We start from the raw sequence: 15,175 nt of genomic DNA on the forward strand, positions 1-15,175 counted from the left end.
GCGTCCAGTAAAGTGGGCACGTACCAGCAGGCGAGGACGCGGCGCACTGAGGGCGCGATCGGTTTCCCGTTCCCGTGGTTCGGCGGTCAATGGGCGGATGCGGCCAAGCGTGAGGGGGCCAATTCGTCGAGCAAGCCTGCCCAGTCGCCTGCGATCGCGGTTTCGCCCCACTTGGCTCCGATCATCACGCTGTTGATCCCCGATCCGATGCCGAGCATTGCGGTGTGGTCTTGGGGGGACAGGTCACCGGTGGCCGCCGCGGCAGCCACTGTCAGAGGCAAGGCGACCGAACCCGTGTTCCCGAGGGCTGGGAACGTCACGCTGTCTCGATCGACGGGCAGCTGCATGGCTTCCAGCATTCCGACTCGGTGCCGGGAGCCGACCTGGTGACAGATGGAGCGGTTGATTTGGTCGCGGGACCAGCCGGATTGCTGCAGCAGATCGTCCAGGGCAGCGACGCCGGTCGCGATGCCCTCGGCCATCAAGGTTTCCGAGTCGGTTTCCATCAACGGCTGCATCCCCGCTCCCGCGGTGTCTTGGTCGCTGCGGCAGAGAGCGTGGTGGGCAGTGTGGGCGCGAGCGATCGCGTGTTCCAGGGTCGTGGCGTTGGGGTGCAGGTCGCGATGGGTCAGCAACCAGGCGCAGCTGCCCGAACCGATGGTCAGCGACGCAAACGCGGGCTTGACCGTTTTACGCGTCAGTTGAGTGTCCGCGTTCAAGGAAGCGATGGTCGCTTCCATCAGGGGGCGGCTGTTTTCGGTGCCCACCACGATGCCGGCCGAGATCATCCCCGACTGAATCATCGTGGCGATCTGGACCGCGCCATTGAGAACGCCCAAGCAGGCGTTGGAAACGTCGTAGACCCAGCAGTTGGGAGACAATCCCAGTTCGTGGTGCACTCGGGAGGCGGTGGCGGGTTCGAGGAAGTCCCGGCAGACACTGGCGTGAATCAAGGCTCCGATCTGGTCGGGGGCGATGGAGGCGGCGTCGATCGCGTGCCGGCCGCTTTGGATGCTGGGGCCGCTGGGGACCGTGCCGGGCTCCCAGACTCGCCGGCTTTCGATGCCGCTCATCATCGCCAATCGGCCCTCGGGCAGCTTCAGACGGGAATACAGCGGCTGCAGATCCTTTTCGATCTGTTCGCTGGTCCACTGGGCCTGGGGGATGGTGACTCCGATGGAAGCCAACGCGACGTCAGGAAATTGCACAGGTGCGGTCCTTCAAAACCTAAGGCTTTTCGACAAATCGGGCCCTCACGACCTCAGGCCTTCCAACAGACTGGGTTTTTTTCCAGCCCGGGTGACCGTCCGTTCGGCCGTCCAACAGATTACCAGATTGCTTCGATGGGACGAATCACCAGGGTGGCGAGGCGTTCAAACGGAGGGGATTCTGGCTGGGAGTCCTTGCGGCGCAGCACTGCTCAAGTTGCGAGGGATTGCCGTCAAATCGATCTGGCGGAAGAATGGCCCGCACTGTGCGATTGGTGCCGGTGAAACGATCGCTGGTAGGAAGCTGGCGGACCGTCCACCAAATTGATTTCTGAAGAGTCAATGCGGTGACAGGGGGACAGGATTGGTTCCCCCCGGTGGGGCGCGAACTTCAGTCTGGAATGCGCAGAAACTCCCTGAAAACAGGCGGAATCGGGGGCTTTGCTAGCAAAAAAAGCATTTGCTAGCACTACCTGTAGTGTCCACGGGCGACTTTTCCACAAGATATCGTTCTTGCTTGGTGTTGTGAAACTCCGCCTCTAATCTCCCCGCACATCAGACGCGACACCGTCGCCGCGCCGCTTATCATTCACCTCATTGGAAGAGTCCGGGAAGCAAAGCGACCAGTTTGTTTCATGATGAGACAGGCTGGATTGGTCTCCCATGATTGCCCTTTTCCCTGCCAGAACAGCAGGCGGCATCATGCGGCTGAGACCACGCGGTTTTGATTCTCGCTCGATTGGATTCAGCTTCTAACTGCTGGGTCCAATGCTTGACCAGTGCGGGCCACACCAAACGCCGATACGAAGAGGATCTTCCCATGACGCGCAAGCCCCTGATTGGTTTGAACGCCGATTTCCGTGCCGCCGCCCGCAGCACCCCCGCGTTTGCTTACATCGCCGCCGGATACTACGAAGCAATTATCAAAGCTGGTGGTATCCCGGTCTTGGTTCCCCCACAAGCCGATGAAGAATCGGTGGCCCGAGTTTTAGACGCAGTCGAAGGATTTTTGTTCATCGGCGGTGGCGACCTGGATCCTCGCAACGACGGATTCATGCTTCACCCAAGCGTTCGTCCGATGAGTGCGGGACGCGAAGACAGCGATCGCATGTTGATGGCCGAAATCGCTGAACGCCGGATGCCTGTCTTCGGAATTGGCGTCGGCATGCAGTTGATCAACGTCCAGCAGGGCGGCAACCTGTTCTTGCACATCAAAGAAGATTTGCCGGAAGCGGTGCCTCACTTTGACGGTCAAGACGTCAATCACCGCCACACACTGAATGTCGAAAGCGATTCGTTAATCGGACGCGTTTACGGCGACGGCGAAATTCGCGTGACCAGTCGTCACCACATGGCGATCGATGAAGTTGCCCCTGGGTTCCGCGTCACCGCACGCTGCCCCGATGGCGTGATCGAAGCCATCGAAAGCGAAATGATCGACTGGTTCGCTTTAGGAACGCAGTTCCACCCCGAATCCGAGGCTGCTTCGGCCTTGGACATTCGGATCTTCGAGGAGTTCGTCGACGCTGTTCGCGAACGCAACCAAGAGTCTCCTGCGAAAGAGGGCGACGAAGCCTACCGTTTGGTTGCTTGAGGATCGAAACGACACTACGGAGAGGACGTTGACGAATTGCACGTTTTGATCCCTTCCCACCGGGTTCGCTGCCCACGGTTGTCCCGCGAGAACCGTTTCCGCCAAAGGATTGGCGGGTTGGCAGCACGGAAGCATCGCCTGATGCGGCGAACCCGGTGAGAATGGGACTCCTTGGCGGGAGTCCCTCGCCTTCCAGGATGAAGGTGGTTGGTGGTCATGGATCGACCCGATCGAAAATCCAATTCGGCAACACAACAAGTCACGGCTGACAAGTTCAACCGGGTGCGTTCCACTGGAGCGTGCCCGGTTTTTTTATGCGCCGGGAGCTCACTTGGTTTAGCTTTTAGCTTTTAGCTTTTAGCTTTTAGCTTCTCGTGCTCGTACTCGTACTCGTACTCGCCCGATGGGCTTCCAAGCCCGTCGAATCAATAGGAACCCGAAGCGCGAGTTTTGAAGTTGCGGGTTGGCAGTGGGTTTTGTTGGCCAACGGCCAACATCAACCCACGCGTGCTCCCGGATGGTGCCACCCACCATCTGGTTCAATCTCGCACGAACCCGAGGTCTCGGTTGGAAGGCTCCTCGCTCACCAGCCTGCTGAATGAATCAGCCGGAACGCGCTAGCGTCCGGTTCGTCTTCGGTCACAGGGGGGCATCGTGCTCCCGGATGGTGCCACCCACCATCTCGCACGGTCATTGCTTGGGGACGGGAAACCTGGAGATCGTTTGGCGATCGTGCGACAAGCAACTGTCGTCGCTCCGCGACTTGCGACGGATGTTTCGTCGGCGTATGCCCTTGGGTTGAAAACCCAAGGCTTTCGGCTGTCGTCGCTCCGCGACTGTTGGTGTGTGTTGGGGGATCGGGCAACCGTGCTCCCGGATGGTGCCACCCACCTTCTGGATCATCGAAGCGACTGGGGGGGCGGTCAGCGATGATGCTGTGTTCGCTCTCTCCCCTCACCGCGCAGCAAACAAGCTGCGCCGGTGAACCGGAGCAGCTTGGCGAGTGTTGGGAGGTGCCCGAAGGCAGCGATCAAACGCGGCGACGTTCTTTCAAGCGAACGGCTTTGCCGACGCGATCGCGAAGGAAGTACAGTTTGGCGCGACGGGTGACACCGCTGCGTTTGACTTCGACTTTTTCGATGCGGGGGCTGTGAACCGGGAATTTACGCTCCACGCCTTCCCCAGCCACGATGCGGCGGACGGTGAACATTTCTCGGGAACCTTGGCCACTGCGGCCGATCACGACGCCGGTGAAAACTTGGACTCGCTCTTTGTTGCCTTCCAAGATCTTGGAGTGCACGTCGACGGTGTCGCCGATTTCAAACTTGGGAGCCTCTTCTTTTTGGTTGGCCTTGTCGACCATGTCCATGATGGCGTTGTTCATTTGGGAACCTCTGTGATGTTCAGGAGAGTTTGTTGGGGTGTTCGTTGTTTGGTTCGGAATGCTCGGGCAGCAAATCGCGGCGACGGTCAATCGTTTTCGCCCAGCTTTGTTCGGCTCGCCAGGCGGCGATCGCGGCATGATCGCCGCTGAGCAGAACATCGGGGACGGTGTGGCCTTCGAATTCACGGGGCCGGGTGTACTGGGGGAACTCGAGCATCCGATTACCTCGGCTGAACGAATCATCCAGGCTGCTTTGTTCATCACCGAGCACGCCAGGCAGCAACCGGACGACAGCGTCGATGATGGTCATCGCGGCCACCTCGCCCCCGTTGAGGACAAAGTCGCCAATGCTGATCTCTTCGGGTTGGAGGATATCCAACACGCGTTGATCGAATCCTTCGTAACGACCACACATCAACAGGATGCGGTCGCTGGTGGCGAGGTCTTCGGCCAACCGTTGGTCGAGCCGTCGACCTTGCGGGGTCAACAAAATCTTTCGAGCCGGGACAGCGGCCATGGCGTCCACGTCCCGAACGCAATTCACGGTCGGTTCGACTTGCAACAGCATTCCAGGGCCGCCGCCAAAAGGGCGGTCATCGACTTTGCGATGAGGGGTGTCTTCGGCCCAATCGCGGAGGTTGTGTCGCTGAATCTCTACCAAACCACGAGCAATCGCCTTGTCCAGCAAGCTTTGGGTCAGATAACCGTCAAAGATGGCCGGAAACAGGGTGACAACGTCGAATCTCACTCCGTCGTGGCTTCTGCAGCAGGAGCATCGTCGGTCGAGGCTTCAGCAGCAGGTTCTTCTGCGGGAGCTTCTTCCGCAGGGGCTTCTGCCACGGGAGCAGCCTTGGGAGCGGGAGCTTCTGGTGGTGGGGTGTAATCTTTGCGGCGTCCGAGTCGCTCGACGGCTGCCTTTTGGGCTTCCAGGTGCGAACCTTCGGTGCCGTACTTTTTGATCAGCACAGCCACTTTGTCGCTGGGTTGAGCGCCAACGCCAATCCAGTAGTCGACCCGATCGGCCTTCAGTGTGGTGCGGGCGTCGGTTTCGGGGCACATTGGATCGTAGGTGCCGAGTTCTTCGATCACACGACCATCACGTGGGTTGCGTTGATCCACTGCACAAACACGAAAGAAAGGACGGTGCGTGCGTCCCATCTTTTTCATGCGAATTCTTACTGCCATGTCGGTCGTTTCTCCAAGGAATTGAGGTTGATTTCGGGGGCTGAAGACTGAGGGCTGTACCGCTCCGGTCTTGGCCCACTTGATCTCGCTCAGCGTTTTTTTCGTTTGAGTTTTCGTTTCAGCTTGTCGCGTTCTTTGCGTTGCTGAGCCTTTTCGGCTGGGGAGAGTCGTTTCCCCGTGCTCTGCTTTGTTTTCAATCCACCCAAGCGGGGGTCGCCCGACATTGCGTTGGCTTGAATTTGACGCATCATCGCCATCCGATCGCCGCTGCCCTTGCCGGACATCGCTTGCATCATCGGCTTCATCACATCAAATTGTTTGATCAATTGCGTGATGACTGGCGATTGGACGCCAGCACCCTTCGCGATTCGCGTGCGACGAGTCGCATCGATCAGCTTAGGGTTTTTGCGTTCCGCGGGGGTCATCGAATTGATTGCCCCGATAATTTGTCGAAGTTGGCCGCCGGCCGCTTCCGATTCCATCGCTTCTTTGAATTGGCCCATGCCAGGCATCAGCCCCATCATGCGTCCCATCAGCCCGGGCTGGGCGACTTTCTGCATCATGTTCTTGAAGTCGTCGAGCGAGAAGTCGCCGCTGGCCATTTTGGCCTCCAGCTCTTCTCGTTCGTCTTCGTCCACGATTCGGTGTGCTTCGCGAGCCGCGGCGACGATGTCGCCCATCTGCAAAATGCGGCTGGCCATGCCTTCAGGGCGGAAGGGTTCCAGAGCATCGAAGTGCTCGCCCGTGCCCATGAATTTGATCGGTACGCCGGTGACTTGCTTGACGGACAGCAAGGCTCCGCCACGAGCGTCGCCGTCCAGCTTGGTCATCACGACGCCGTCCAGTTCCAACGCGTCGTTGAACGCACCGGCACTGTTGACTGCGTCTTGACCCGTCATGCCGTCGACGACCAAGTAAACCTGATCGGGGCCGACTTTGCGGTCGATTTTCTTCAGCTCGGCCATCAGTTCGGCGTCGATCGCCAAACGTCCTGCGGTGTCCAAGATGACCACGCGATTGCCGTCGCGGCGGGCCATTTCGACACCGGTTTGGCAGACCTTGACCGGGTCTTTATGGTCCGTTTCAGCGTGAACAGGGACGCCGAGTTGCGACCCAATGACCTTGAGTTGTTCGATGGCGGCGGGGCGTTGCAAGTCAGCCGCGACCAGCAAGGGAGTGATGTTTTGTTCTTGCAGCAGCTTGGTCAGCTTGCCGCAGGTGGTCGTTTTCCCGCTTCCTTGCAGCCCGCACAGCATGATGATCGTGGGACCATCGGCTTTCAAATTCAGGGCGGAATCGACTGGGCCGAGGGTTTCGACCAGCTCGTCGTAGACGATGCGAACCAGCTCTTCTTGCGGCCGCAGCGACAGGAGAACGCGTTTTCCGAGGGCTTTTTCGGAAACATGCCCCATGAAGTCCTGGACGACGCTGTAGCTGACGTCCGCCTCGAGCAGCGATTGCTCCACGATCTTGAGACCATCGCGCATATTGCCTTCGGTCAGTTTGCCTTTGCCAGACAAACTTTTGAAAGCGGATTGCAGACCGTCGGAGAGTGAATCGAACACGCGTCGGAAGGGGCGGGCGAAAAAGCGGTTTTTCCAGGAAAGCCCGGCAGTTTATCCAGGACGCCTCCGTTTTGTAAATGGAGAGAACGCCGAATTCCGCTGGGAAACGGTTTTCAGGTCTGTTTTAGGGAGGCACGAGCACGAGCACGAGCTCCCTCCGGTCCCCGTGACCTAACGTGTCACGCCGGTTGCGATCCTATGTGTGTCGCCGGGAGGTTCACTCGGCGGCGGATCCCCCCGCAACCGCCTTTTCACGGAAGATCAATCCCATGGCTAAGTTTTACGTTCAATGTGGTGCCCGTTCGTTGGTCGTCGATGCGATGGATGCCGATGCTGCTGCGATGCACAGTGTCGATCTCGCGATGCAGCCCCATCTGTGGATCTACGACGACGAAGGGTTGACGGATTCTGACCGTCACAGCCATGTGATGCTGGAGGCCCTGATGCACATGGCCACCGAGGTTCGGGTCAGTGAGCAGGGGTTTCATCGAGAGGATGCGACCCGTTTCGGCACGCCTGACATGGTGCACCAATGGCATCAAACCATGGTCGGGCTGGCTCGATTGATGATGGCCGCTGGGCTGGCGTCACGCCCGATGCGTCAACTGGCGACCGCCGCGGTGGGGAAATCGGTTGGCAACGCCTCCCCCGAGACCGAATCCAAGCGTTTGCCTCGCTGAAGGCAGGGTCCAACATTTGTCCCCAGTGTTTGCGTGCTTGTTGGTTGTCGTCGAGCACCGTGACGCAAACGGGTTGGCAGTGACTCGGGTGCGACGAGGCTTGGCGTTGGAGGGCTGCCCGACGGAACCGTTGGGGACAACGGTTCTACTCCGGTGGCCGCACGCTTGTGTTTCGATTGAAGGAGTGAAATGGACAATTTGAAATTGTGAACTCAGGGCGGAAGCTGGCGAGATGTTGGACGCCTTGCTTGGTTTCAACGCCTCGGCTTGGTGATGTGTGGGTGCCTGGTCCACCACGGGCACTGGCTGGTCGGCTGGCAAGTCAATTTGCAGTTTGCAATTGTCAATTTAACTTTTTCAATGCTCGCCCGTAGGATGGTCTCTCCGCCCGTCGGCAAGGAACCCCGGCGCGTCAGTCAGGCCCCGCACCGCATCTACGACGGCCCCGTCCGGGGCGACCTTTCTGTGTTTCGTGATCCAACTCGGGGCTTCCGCCCCGAGCTAGCAACGACGGCCCCTCCGGGGCGATGGGGGTGAACCGCTCCAGCCTTCGCTCCGCGGTTGCTGGATCACCAGGCACGCACGATCAGTCGCAGAGCGACGGCAGTTGCCCGTCTTCCTGGACGGTGCCACCTCGGATCTCGTCAATCGCTCGGATTTTGCAATTGTCAATGCTTGCCCTCCGCTCGATCCTCCCGGGGGAAGGGTGCAAGGGAAGTTGGCAGGGAGGCGAGGGCTCGAGGGGAGCCTCGGCGGCTGCTTGGGAAAGGCGGCTGCTTAGCTGGCGGCTCGCTTGGATTTCTCGCTGCATGGCGAGTCGGCTTGCCCGTTTTTTCCTTCGCTGGGTTGGAATCGGCCTTCGCGGCACGCCAGGTCGATCGCGTCATCGAGGACTTGGTTGTAGTAATTCAGGCGGGTTTCCGCGTGATCCAGCGAACCGCCGAAGGAGCGTTCGAGATCCAAGTAGATCAGCGGGACAGGCAGTTCCGTGACCTGCAGTCCTGCCGCTGCGGCTTCGACCCACAGTTGAAGTGGCATCGCGTAGCCGTCGTCGGTGATTTTGAGCGCTCGCAGGCCTTCGGTTCGGTAAGCCTTGAAGCCGCAGAACGCGTCGGTCAGTGAGAAGCCGAGTCGGCGGTTGATGTCCGCTGTGATCCGGCGGTTGATGAACATCCGTTCTTGGGGAGGTGCGTCGTCGCCCTCGAAGACTTTCAAGTAGCGACTGCCAGAGACAATGTCCGCATGCTGGCCAGCCTCGATGAACTCTGGGATCCGGCAAGGTTGGTGTTGCCCGTCGCAGTCCAGCGTGACAACGCCTTCGTAGCCCTCTTGGATGGTGTGGGAAAAGACAGTTTGCAGTGCGGCGCCGTAGCCCCGGTTTTGGGGATGGTGCACGACCGCGACCGATTCAGGCAGGCGTTTGGCCCAGGCGTCCAGTCGTTCGGGAGTTCCGTCCGTGCTGCCGTCGTCGACCACCAGGATTTGGTTCGCGTGCTGGAGCACGTTTTCGAGGACTTCGTCGACGTATTGAGCTTCGTTGTAGACGGGAAGTGCGGTCAGCCAAGGTTTTATCATTCGATTTCTCTTTCGGTTCTTTCGCGTGCACTGCGAGGTGCTGGCACTGCATCGGCTTCATCAAAATGTTGCCGAGCCATCTGGTTCCGCCATTCAGGATGGTGGTCAGGCTTGGTCGTTTGGGTGCAACAGCAGGCCAGTTCTGGGGGGGCGAGACCCGGTGAAAACCATGCTCCCGGCGTGCTTCAGGGGGCATGTTAAGGTTTGCGGTCGATTGTGACAGGTTTTCCTGCATCTTCCCACGATTGCAACCGATGTGCCTCGATGAAGGCCTCACTTCGAAAAACCAAGAAAAAAAACCGAATTGCTTGGCCCAGTTGAGGTTGACGCTGCTGCTGGCCTTCGCCAAACTCCCCCGCTTCGATCGCAACCCAGATCTTTGAGGGTTTCGGTTGTTTAACAAGTGGGAGATTCTGCCGCCGGGCGTTCTTTCAGCCGATCGGAATGATTAGCTGGCAACAAAGAGTTCGGGCCAGCGTGGAATCGCCATACCACCCGACACAAATGAGTCGTGACTAAATGGGAAAGAAATCCAAGCGGTATCGTGCCGCCCTCGAAAAACAGCCCAAGGAAATGCTTCCGTTGGGCAAGGCCGTCGAGGTATTGAAAACATACGACGCCACGAAGTTCGACCAAACCGTCGAAGTTCACATGCGTTTGGGCGTTGATCCAAACCAGGCTGACCAAATCATCCGCGGTTCGCTCGTGTTGCCACACGGCATCGGCAAGACCCAACGCGTGGTTGTGTTCGCCAAGGGCGATGCAGCCAAAGCGGCTGAAGAAGCCGGTGCGGATGAAGTCGGTCAAGAAGACATGGCCAAGAAGATCAAAGACGGCTGGACAGACTTCGACGTCTGCATCGCCGCCCCCGACATGATGGGATTGGTCGGACCTTTGGGTCGTGTGCTTGGTCCTCGTGGTTTGATGCCTAGCCCTCGTGCTGGAACCGTTACCCCTGACGTCGGTCGAGTCGTCAGCGAGTACAAGGCTGGTAAGGTCGAGTTCCGGAACGACAAGGGTGGCAATGTTCACGCGATGGTCGGCAAGATGAGCTTCGACGCCAGCAAGCTCGAAGAAAACATCACGTCGTTCGTGGACTTCATCGCTGCCATGAAGCCTCAGTCCATCAAGGGCACGTACATCAAAGGCGTGGCGATCTGTGCGACGATGACGCCTAGCGTTCGCGTTACCACCTAGCTGCACGGTTTGGCCTGATGATTCGCTTCATCGGGCTGCCCCGGTCAACCAACATCATGGTTGAAAGCGTTGGTTTTCAAATTGATGTTGGAGGATCAATGTTCTTGATCCTACCCCAAACGATCACATCCAACTGCGGCCAAGGTTTGGCTCTTTCGAGTGAAAAAATCCGATGAGTAAATACGTCAAAGAACTGGTGACTCGCGATCTCAAGCGTCGGCTTGATGGCGTGGAGGATGCCGTGTTGGTCAATTGCTCCGGCATGGATGCAAACACGACCAACGAGCTGCGTGGCGAGCTGGGCCAAAAAGACATCCAGATGATGGTTGTCAAAAACTCACTTGCCCGTCGCGCCACTGAAGGCACGTCTCTCTTCCCCGCGTTCGATGGAATGAATGGGCAAGTCGCCGTGCTCTGGGGCTCGAGCGACTTCGTCAGTCTGGTAAAGGAAGCCGTCCGGCTGGACAAGGACAAAGAGAAGTTCGAACAGTTTGTCACCACGGGCGGCGTTCTGGACGGTGAGAAACTGGATCCAGATGCCGTCAAGGCGGTCAGCAAGTGGCCCAGCCGTGAAGAGCAAATTTCCATGTTGGTCGGTCAGATCCTTGGCCCAGGTGCAACACTCAGTGCTGCAATGCTTGGTCCGGGCAAAACGCTCAACAGCCAGATCAAGTCCAAGGGCGAAGGCGACGAATAGTCGTCTCCGCTCAAGTAGCCGGGGCCTGTGTCCGTGTCCCGGCTTTTTTCCTGAACCATTTCCGAATCACCTTTTTCGTTTTTGAGGTAGTTTGACTATGTCCGATGAAGCAACCGCTGTCGTTGAATTCAGCGCAGAAGCAAAAGAACTGGGCGACAAAATCGCCAACATGACCCTGAAGCAAGCCAAAGAATTGAGCGACTACCTCAAGGATGAGCATGGCATTGAGCCAGCCGCCGGCGGTGGTGCTGTGATGATGGCTGGTCCTGCCGAAGGTGGTGCTGCCGCCGAAGTCGAGCAGACCGAATTCGATGTCGTCTTGACCAGCTTCGGTGAGAAGAAACTGAACGTCGTCAAGGTCGTCAAGAACATCACGGGTGCATCGTTGATGGACGCCAAGAAGATGGTCGAAGGTTGCCCAGCAACCCTGAAAGAAGCTGTCTCGAAAGAAGACGCTGAAAAGGTCAAAGCCGAAGTCGAAGAAGCTGGCGGCTCCGTCGAACTCAAGTAGTTCGAAGCCGGATTGGTTCGTTCGGAAATCGGTCAAATCAGTCAATGATCGTGGATTCATTCACTTGGATCCGCGGTCATTTTGCTGCGCCGGCAGCTGGTATCACGCAAGTGCGTGGGCGGGTTGTTCTGCGGCTGGTTTCTCCGTTCGTTTGACTCGCTCTCCGCTGCGAGGGTGAGCTTTGATTCGCTTGGTTCGGCCGTTCGCTTGCCTCCCGTTTGTTGGGCTCGCGACGCGTGGAGCTCGCGAATTTCTTGCGCGTTGCGACGGGTATCCAGTTAGACTGTGATTCGGTTTGCATTCGCTGCTGCGCTCACATTGGTGCGCTCAGGCCGAGTGATGTGAACGCCCTTGAATTTCCTCTTTGAAGTCCCCACGCCCCACCTCAGAACCGTTAGGAACAGCCCGCATGTTGCCACGTCGTCAATTTTTGCAGTCGCTCGCCGCCACCACCGCCGTTTCCGGAATCGCTGGTTCGCGAATGTTGGCTCATGCTCACGAAGGGCATGATCATGATCACGCTCCCTTTCAAATTTCTTTGGCCGAGTGGTCGCTGCACCGCACGCTCCGGGATCAGTCGGTTGGAATCACCAACATGGACTTCCCGAAGGTTTCGAAAGAGCAGTTCGGCATTGATGCGGTCGAGTACGTCAATCAATTCTTCAAGGACAAGGCTCGTGACGAGAAGTATTTGTCGGAGCTGAATTCGCGTTGCAAAGACAACGGCGTGAAGAGCCTGTTGATCATGGTCGACGGGGAAGGGCGCTTGGGCGACCCTGACAAAGATGCTCGTGCGAAAGCAGTTGAGAATCATCATCAGTGGGTCGACGCGGCCAAGTTCCTCGGTTGCCACTCGATTCGTGTGAATGCAGCCAGCGGCGGTTCTTACCTTGAGCAGATCGGGTACGCAGCCGATGGGCTGAGCCAACTCAGTGAGTACGCCGCCAAGCAGGACATCAACGTGATCGTTGAAAACCACGGTGGTCTGAGCAGCAACGGTGCTTGGTTGGCCGTCGTGATGGAGCGCGTTGGGATGGACAACTGCGGCACGCTGCCGGACTTTGGCAACTTCTTCATCTCGCGTGGCAAGAACGCAGATGAGTTCGATCGCTATCACGGCGTGCAAGCGTTGATGCCGTACGCGAAAGCTGTCAGTGCCAAGACGCACGACTTTGACGAAGAAGGCAACGAGAAGAACACCGACTACTTCAAGATGATGAAGATCGTCACCGAGTTTGGTTACAACGGCTACGTTGGGATTGAATACGAAGGTGGTGGGCTCAGCGAAGCCGAAGGCATCCTGGCCAGCAAGAAGTTGCTCGAACGCGTTCGCGACGAACTGGCCAAAGCGTAAGTCGCTTTCGCATCTGATTGAAAATGCAAACCCGGCGCACTGCGTCGGGTTTTTTTGTTGGGCGGGAAGTTGGAAAGGGCGACAGGCGTAGGCCAGGTTCCACCTGGCGGTGGTTCTTGGCAGGCGGACGTTGGGCTTGCGAGACGAGGGGACTGGACGCCTCGCTTTGTTCCAAAGCATCGGCGTGGTTGCCAGGTGGGACCTGGCCTACAGGAGCATTGGCATGATTGCCAGGTGGGACCTGGCCTACGTTGGCTGGTTGCTGTCGTCGAGCGGCGTGAGGCTGGACTGAGAAGCGATGATGCCCGGCGTTGGCGGGTGGCACGACGGAACAGTTGAGGGCAACGGTTCTACTCTGATGGCGGTGATCGTCGGGGCGTCCGCCTGGATGGAGCGTGCTTCGAGTTCGATTGCAAAAGTGAATTGACAATTTGAAATTGCAAAATCGGCGTTCCTAGGCCAGGTTCCACCTGGCGGTGGTTCTTGGCAGGCGGTGGTTCTTGGCAGGCGGACGTTGGGCTTGCAAGACGAGGGGACTGGACGCCTCGCTTTGTTCCAAAGCATCGGCGTGGTTGCCAGGTGGGACCTGGCCTACAGGAGCATTGGCATGATTGCCAGGTGAGACCTGGCCTACGGTTGTGCGATCAGCGGTTGGCCGGCTGTCAGGCGGTGGCCGCGTTTGAAGTCCAGGCCGGACATTTCTTTTTTGCCGGCCGGTTGAAGTCGCTCGACGATGACTTGGCCGTCGCCGCATCCGATGGCCAGCCCATCGTGCTCCATCACCCGGCCCACGTTGGCGGGGTCAGCGGTGAACGTTTCCGTGCGGACTTCGCGAATCGCGACGCGGAGCGGTGGTTTGTTTTCGTTCACGATCGCATGGGTGAAGGCCACCGGCCACGGCTGCATGCCTCGCACCAGGCAATCGATTTGGCGGGCCGTCGCGGACCAGTCGATCTGGGCTTCGGCCTTGGACAATCGCGGTGCCTTGGAAATCTTGGCGGGGTCCTGCGGTTGGCCAAGGGGGCCGTGAGTTTCGAGGGACTCGATTGTTCGCAACAGGCCGATGGCTTCCAGCGTGGCATCGACACCAATGGCTGACAGGCGAGTTTCCAGTTCACCGGATGTCTCGTCGTCGTGAATGGGTGTGGTGCGAGAGGATACGATTGGTCCGCCATCGAGTCGCGGGGTCATGTGGATCACCGACACGCCGGTTTCGCGATCGCCAGACAAGAGGGCTCGTTGAACCGGTGCGGCGCCTCGGTAGGCGGGCAGCAGCGAGCCGTGCAAGTTGATGCCGCCCAGGCGTGCGGCTTGCAGTGCATCGGGTTTCAGGATTTGGCCGTAGTCGCAAACGACGAGCAGATCCGCGTCCATGGCGACCAGGCTGGCCACGGTTTCGGGATCGTTGATGCTGGCGGGAGCATCGACGGGAAGGTTGTGTGATTCCGCCCATTCCCGGACCGGTTGCGGTGGCGGGCCACCGCGGCTTTTGATGGGCGGCAGCGGCCGCACGAATACGCGGGCGATTTCGTCGCCGGTGGAATCCAGTTGTTGGCGGATTGCCTCAAAGGATGGCACTGCAAAGGGGCCGGTCCCCATCAGCACATAACGCAGGGAATCAGTCATGGGAGGAGGTCCCGCCGGTGTACATGGCTTCCCATTCGGCTCGTTGCCGAGCCAGTGTTGCTGCGTCGGCGATCGACCCGGTGCCCTGCTTGGACTCGTAATCGGTTTTGAATTCTTCGAGTTGGTCTTCGAGGTCGCGGAGGCCTTCTTCGCCGATGCGGTCAAAGAACATGATGCCGTCGAGGTGGTCGACTTCGTGTTGGACCACGCGTGCCATGAAACCATCGAGGACTTGGTTGATCTCGTTGCCTTGGAGGTCAAATCCACGCAACCGCACGGTTTTGGGGCGTTTGACTTGGCCGTAAATGCCCGGCACGCTGAGGCAGCCTTCTTGGGCGGTGTCGTTGCCTTTGTGGCGGTCGATCTCGGGGTTGAGGATCACCCAGGACTCGCCCTCGTCGCGTTTTCCCGTGGGGTTGGCGACGAACATGCGGATGGGCAAGTCAACTTGGTTGGCCGCCAGGCCGACGCCGTCGAACTCGTACATCAGGTCGAGCATCTCTTCGGCCATCGACTTCAGCTTGGCATCCACCCGCATGATGGGGCGGCTGGTGTGTCGGAGTGTCGGATGCGGAAAATGGATGATCGACAACGGCATG

General features: G+C 58.7%; 14 protein-coding genes. 6 read left to right on the forward strand and 8 right to left on the reverse strand.

Annotated elements, in window-relative coordinates; all coding sequences use genetic code 11:
* Nucleotides 1–86 precede the first annotated feature (86 nt).
* A complete protein-coding gene (locus UH5x_RS22625) occupies nt 87–1,208 on the reverse strand; it encodes a 3-oxoacyl-ACP synthase III (RefSeq protein ID WP_482633757.1) in 1,122 nt (373 codons plus the stop codon).
* An 820-nt stretch (nt 1,209–2,028) separates the two neighbouring features.
* Here UH5x_RS22625 and UH5x_RS22630 point away from each other — a divergent pair.
* Entirely contained in the window at nt 2,029–2,802 is a 774-nt protein-coding gene (locus UH5x_RS22630; protein ID WP_047814534.1) for a gamma-glutamyl-gamma-aminobutyrate hydrolase family protein, read from the forward strand.
* Nucleotides 2,803–3,832: 1,030 nt separating this feature from the next.
* Here the strand turns inward: UH5x_RS22630 and rplS are convergent.
* The 4 genes from rplS to ffh form a co-directional block, all read right to left on the reverse strand.
* Complete coding sequence (gene rplS / locus UH5x_RS22635; protein ID WP_047814465.1) at nt 3,833–4,186, reverse strand: 50S ribosomal protein L19; 354 nt, start codon at nt 4,184–4,186, stop codon at nt 3,833–3,835.
* A 19-nt stretch (nt 4,187–4,205) separates the two neighbouring features.
* Nucleotides 4,206–4,934 (reverse strand): tRNA (guanosine(37)-N1)-methyltransferase TrmD, encoded by a 729-nt coding sequence (trmD, locus tag UH5x_RS22640; protein ID WP_047814466.1) that lies wholly within the window; start codon nt 4,932–4,934, stop codon nt 4,206–4,208.
* On the reverse strand, nt 4,931–5,305 hold the full coding sequence (rpsP, locus tag UH5x_RS22645; protein WP_047814467.1) for a 30S ribosomal protein S16: 375 nt from the start codon (nt 5,303–5,305) through the stop codon (nt 4,931–4,933). Before rpsP ends, trmD begins: the two co-directional genes overlap by 4 nt.
* A 155-nt stretch (nt 5,306–5,460) precedes the next feature.
* Complete coding sequence (gene ffh, locus UH5x_RS22650) at nt 5,461–6,936, reverse strand: signal recognition particle protein (RefSeq protein WP_047814468.1); 1,476 nt, start codon at nt 6,934–6,936, stop codon at nt 5,461–5,463.
* Nucleotides 6,937–7,205: 269 nt separating this feature from the next.
* On the opposite strand from ffh, the gene UH5x_RS22655 reads away from it, so the two are divergent.
* Nucleotides 7,206–7,616, forward strand: coding sequence for a hypothetical protein (locus UH5x_RS22655; protein ID WP_047814469.1), 411 nt, complete (start codon nt 7,206–7,208; stop codon nt 7,614–7,616).
* Nucleotides 7,617–8,393: 777 nt separating this feature from the next.
* Here UH5x_RS22655 and UH5x_RS22660 read toward each other — a convergent pair.
* Nucleotides 8,394–9,188 carry a glycosyltransferase family 2 protein gene (locus UH5x_RS22660; protein WP_482636055.1) on the reverse strand — a complete coding sequence of 265 codons (795 nt, stop codon included), beginning with the start codon at nt 9,186–9,188 and terminating at the stop codon, nt 8,394–8,396.
* 522 nt (nt 9,189–9,710) lie between these two features.
* Here UH5x_RS22660 and rplA point away from each other — a divergent pair.
* The 4 genes from rplA to UH5x_RS22680 all read left to right on the forward strand — a co-directional run bounded on the left by rplA (nt 9,711) and on the right by UH5x_RS22680 (nt 12,950).
* The gene (gene rplA, locus UH5x_RS22665; RefSeq protein WP_047814471.1) at nt 9,711–10,388 is read left to right on the forward strand and encodes a 50S ribosomal protein L1; all 678 of its coding nucleotides are present in this window, start codon (nt 9,711–9,713) and stop codon (nt 10,386–10,388) included.
* Between the two features lie 172 nt (nt 10,389–10,560).
* Nucleotides 10,561–11,085, forward strand: a complete 525-nt coding sequence (gene rplJ, locus UH5x_RS22670; RefSeq protein ID WP_047814472.1) for a 50S ribosomal protein L10 — start codon at nt 10,561–10,563, stop codon at nt 11,083–11,085.
* A gap of 97 nt (nt 11,086–11,182) precedes the next feature.
* On the forward strand, nt 11,183–11,596 hold the full coding sequence (rplL, locus tag UH5x_RS22675) for a 50S ribosomal protein L7/L12 (protein ID WP_047814473.1): 414 nt from the start codon (nt 11,183–11,185) through the stop codon (nt 11,594–11,596).
* Between the two features lie 409 nt (nt 11,597–12,005).
* A complete protein-coding gene (locus tag UH5x_RS22680; RefSeq protein ID WP_482633758.1) occupies nt 12,006–12,950 on the forward strand; it encodes a sugar phosphate isomerase/epimerase family protein in 945 nt (314 codons plus the stop codon).
* 630 nt (nt 12,951–13,580) lie between these two features.
* Here the strand turns inward: UH5x_RS22680 and UH5x_RS22685 are convergent.
* Nucleotides 13,581–14,576 (reverse strand): methionyl-tRNA formyltransferase, encoded by a 996-nt coding sequence (locus UH5x_RS22685; protein ID WP_482633759.1) that lies wholly within the window; start codon nt 14,574–14,576, stop codon nt 13,581–13,583.
* On the reverse strand, nt 14,569–15,174 hold the full coding sequence (gene def / locus UH5x_RS22690; protein WP_047814477.1) for a peptide deformylase: 606 nt from the start codon (nt 15,172–15,174) through the stop codon (nt 14,569–14,571). The genes UH5x_RS22685 and def overlap by 8 nt, the downstream gene beginning before the upstream one ends.
* Between the last annotated feature and the right edge of the window lies 1 nt (nt 15,175).

Source organism: Rhodopirellula sp. UH5 (assembly GCF_056839225.1).

What these genes read in the sequence shown, in the direction of transcription:
- UH5x_RS22630 (WP_047814534.1), top strand. Translation starts at nt 2,029, where the DNA reads ATGACGCGCAAGCCCCTGATTGGTTTGAACGCCGATTTCCGTGCCGCC.
- rplS (WP_047814465.1), bottom strand. Translation starts at nt 4,186, where the DNA reads ATGAACAACGCCATCATGGACATGGTCGACAAGGCCAACCAAAAAGAA.
- UH5x_RS22655 (WP_047814469.1), top strand. Translation starts at nt 7,206, where the DNA reads ATGGCTAAGTTTTACGTTCAATGTGGTGCCCGTTCGTTGGTCGTCGAT.
- rplA (WP_047814471.1), top strand. Translation starts at nt 9,711, where the DNA reads ATGGGAAAGAAATCCAAGCGGTATCGTGCCGCCCTCGAAAAACAGCCC.
- rplJ (WP_047814472.1), top strand. Translation starts at nt 10,561, where the DNA reads ATGAGTAAATACGTCAAAGAACTGGTGACTCGCGATCTCAAGCGTCGG.
- rplL (WP_047814473.1), top strand. Translation starts at nt 11,183, where the DNA reads ATGTCCGATGAAGCAACCGCTGTCGTTGAATTCAGCGCAGAAGCAAAA.
- UH5x_RS22680 (WP_482633758.1), top strand. Translation starts at nt 12,006, where the DNA reads ATGTTGCCACGTCGTCAATTTTTGCAGTCGCTCGCCGCCACCACCGCC.
- UH5x_RS22685 (WP_482633759.1), bottom strand. Translation starts at nt 14,576, where the DNA reads ATGACTGATTCCCTGCGTTATGTGCTGATGGGGACCGGCCCCTTTGCA.
- def (WP_047814477.1), bottom strand. Translation starts at nt 15,174, where the DNA reads ATGCCGTTGTCGATCATCCATTTTCCGCATCCGACACTCCGACACACC.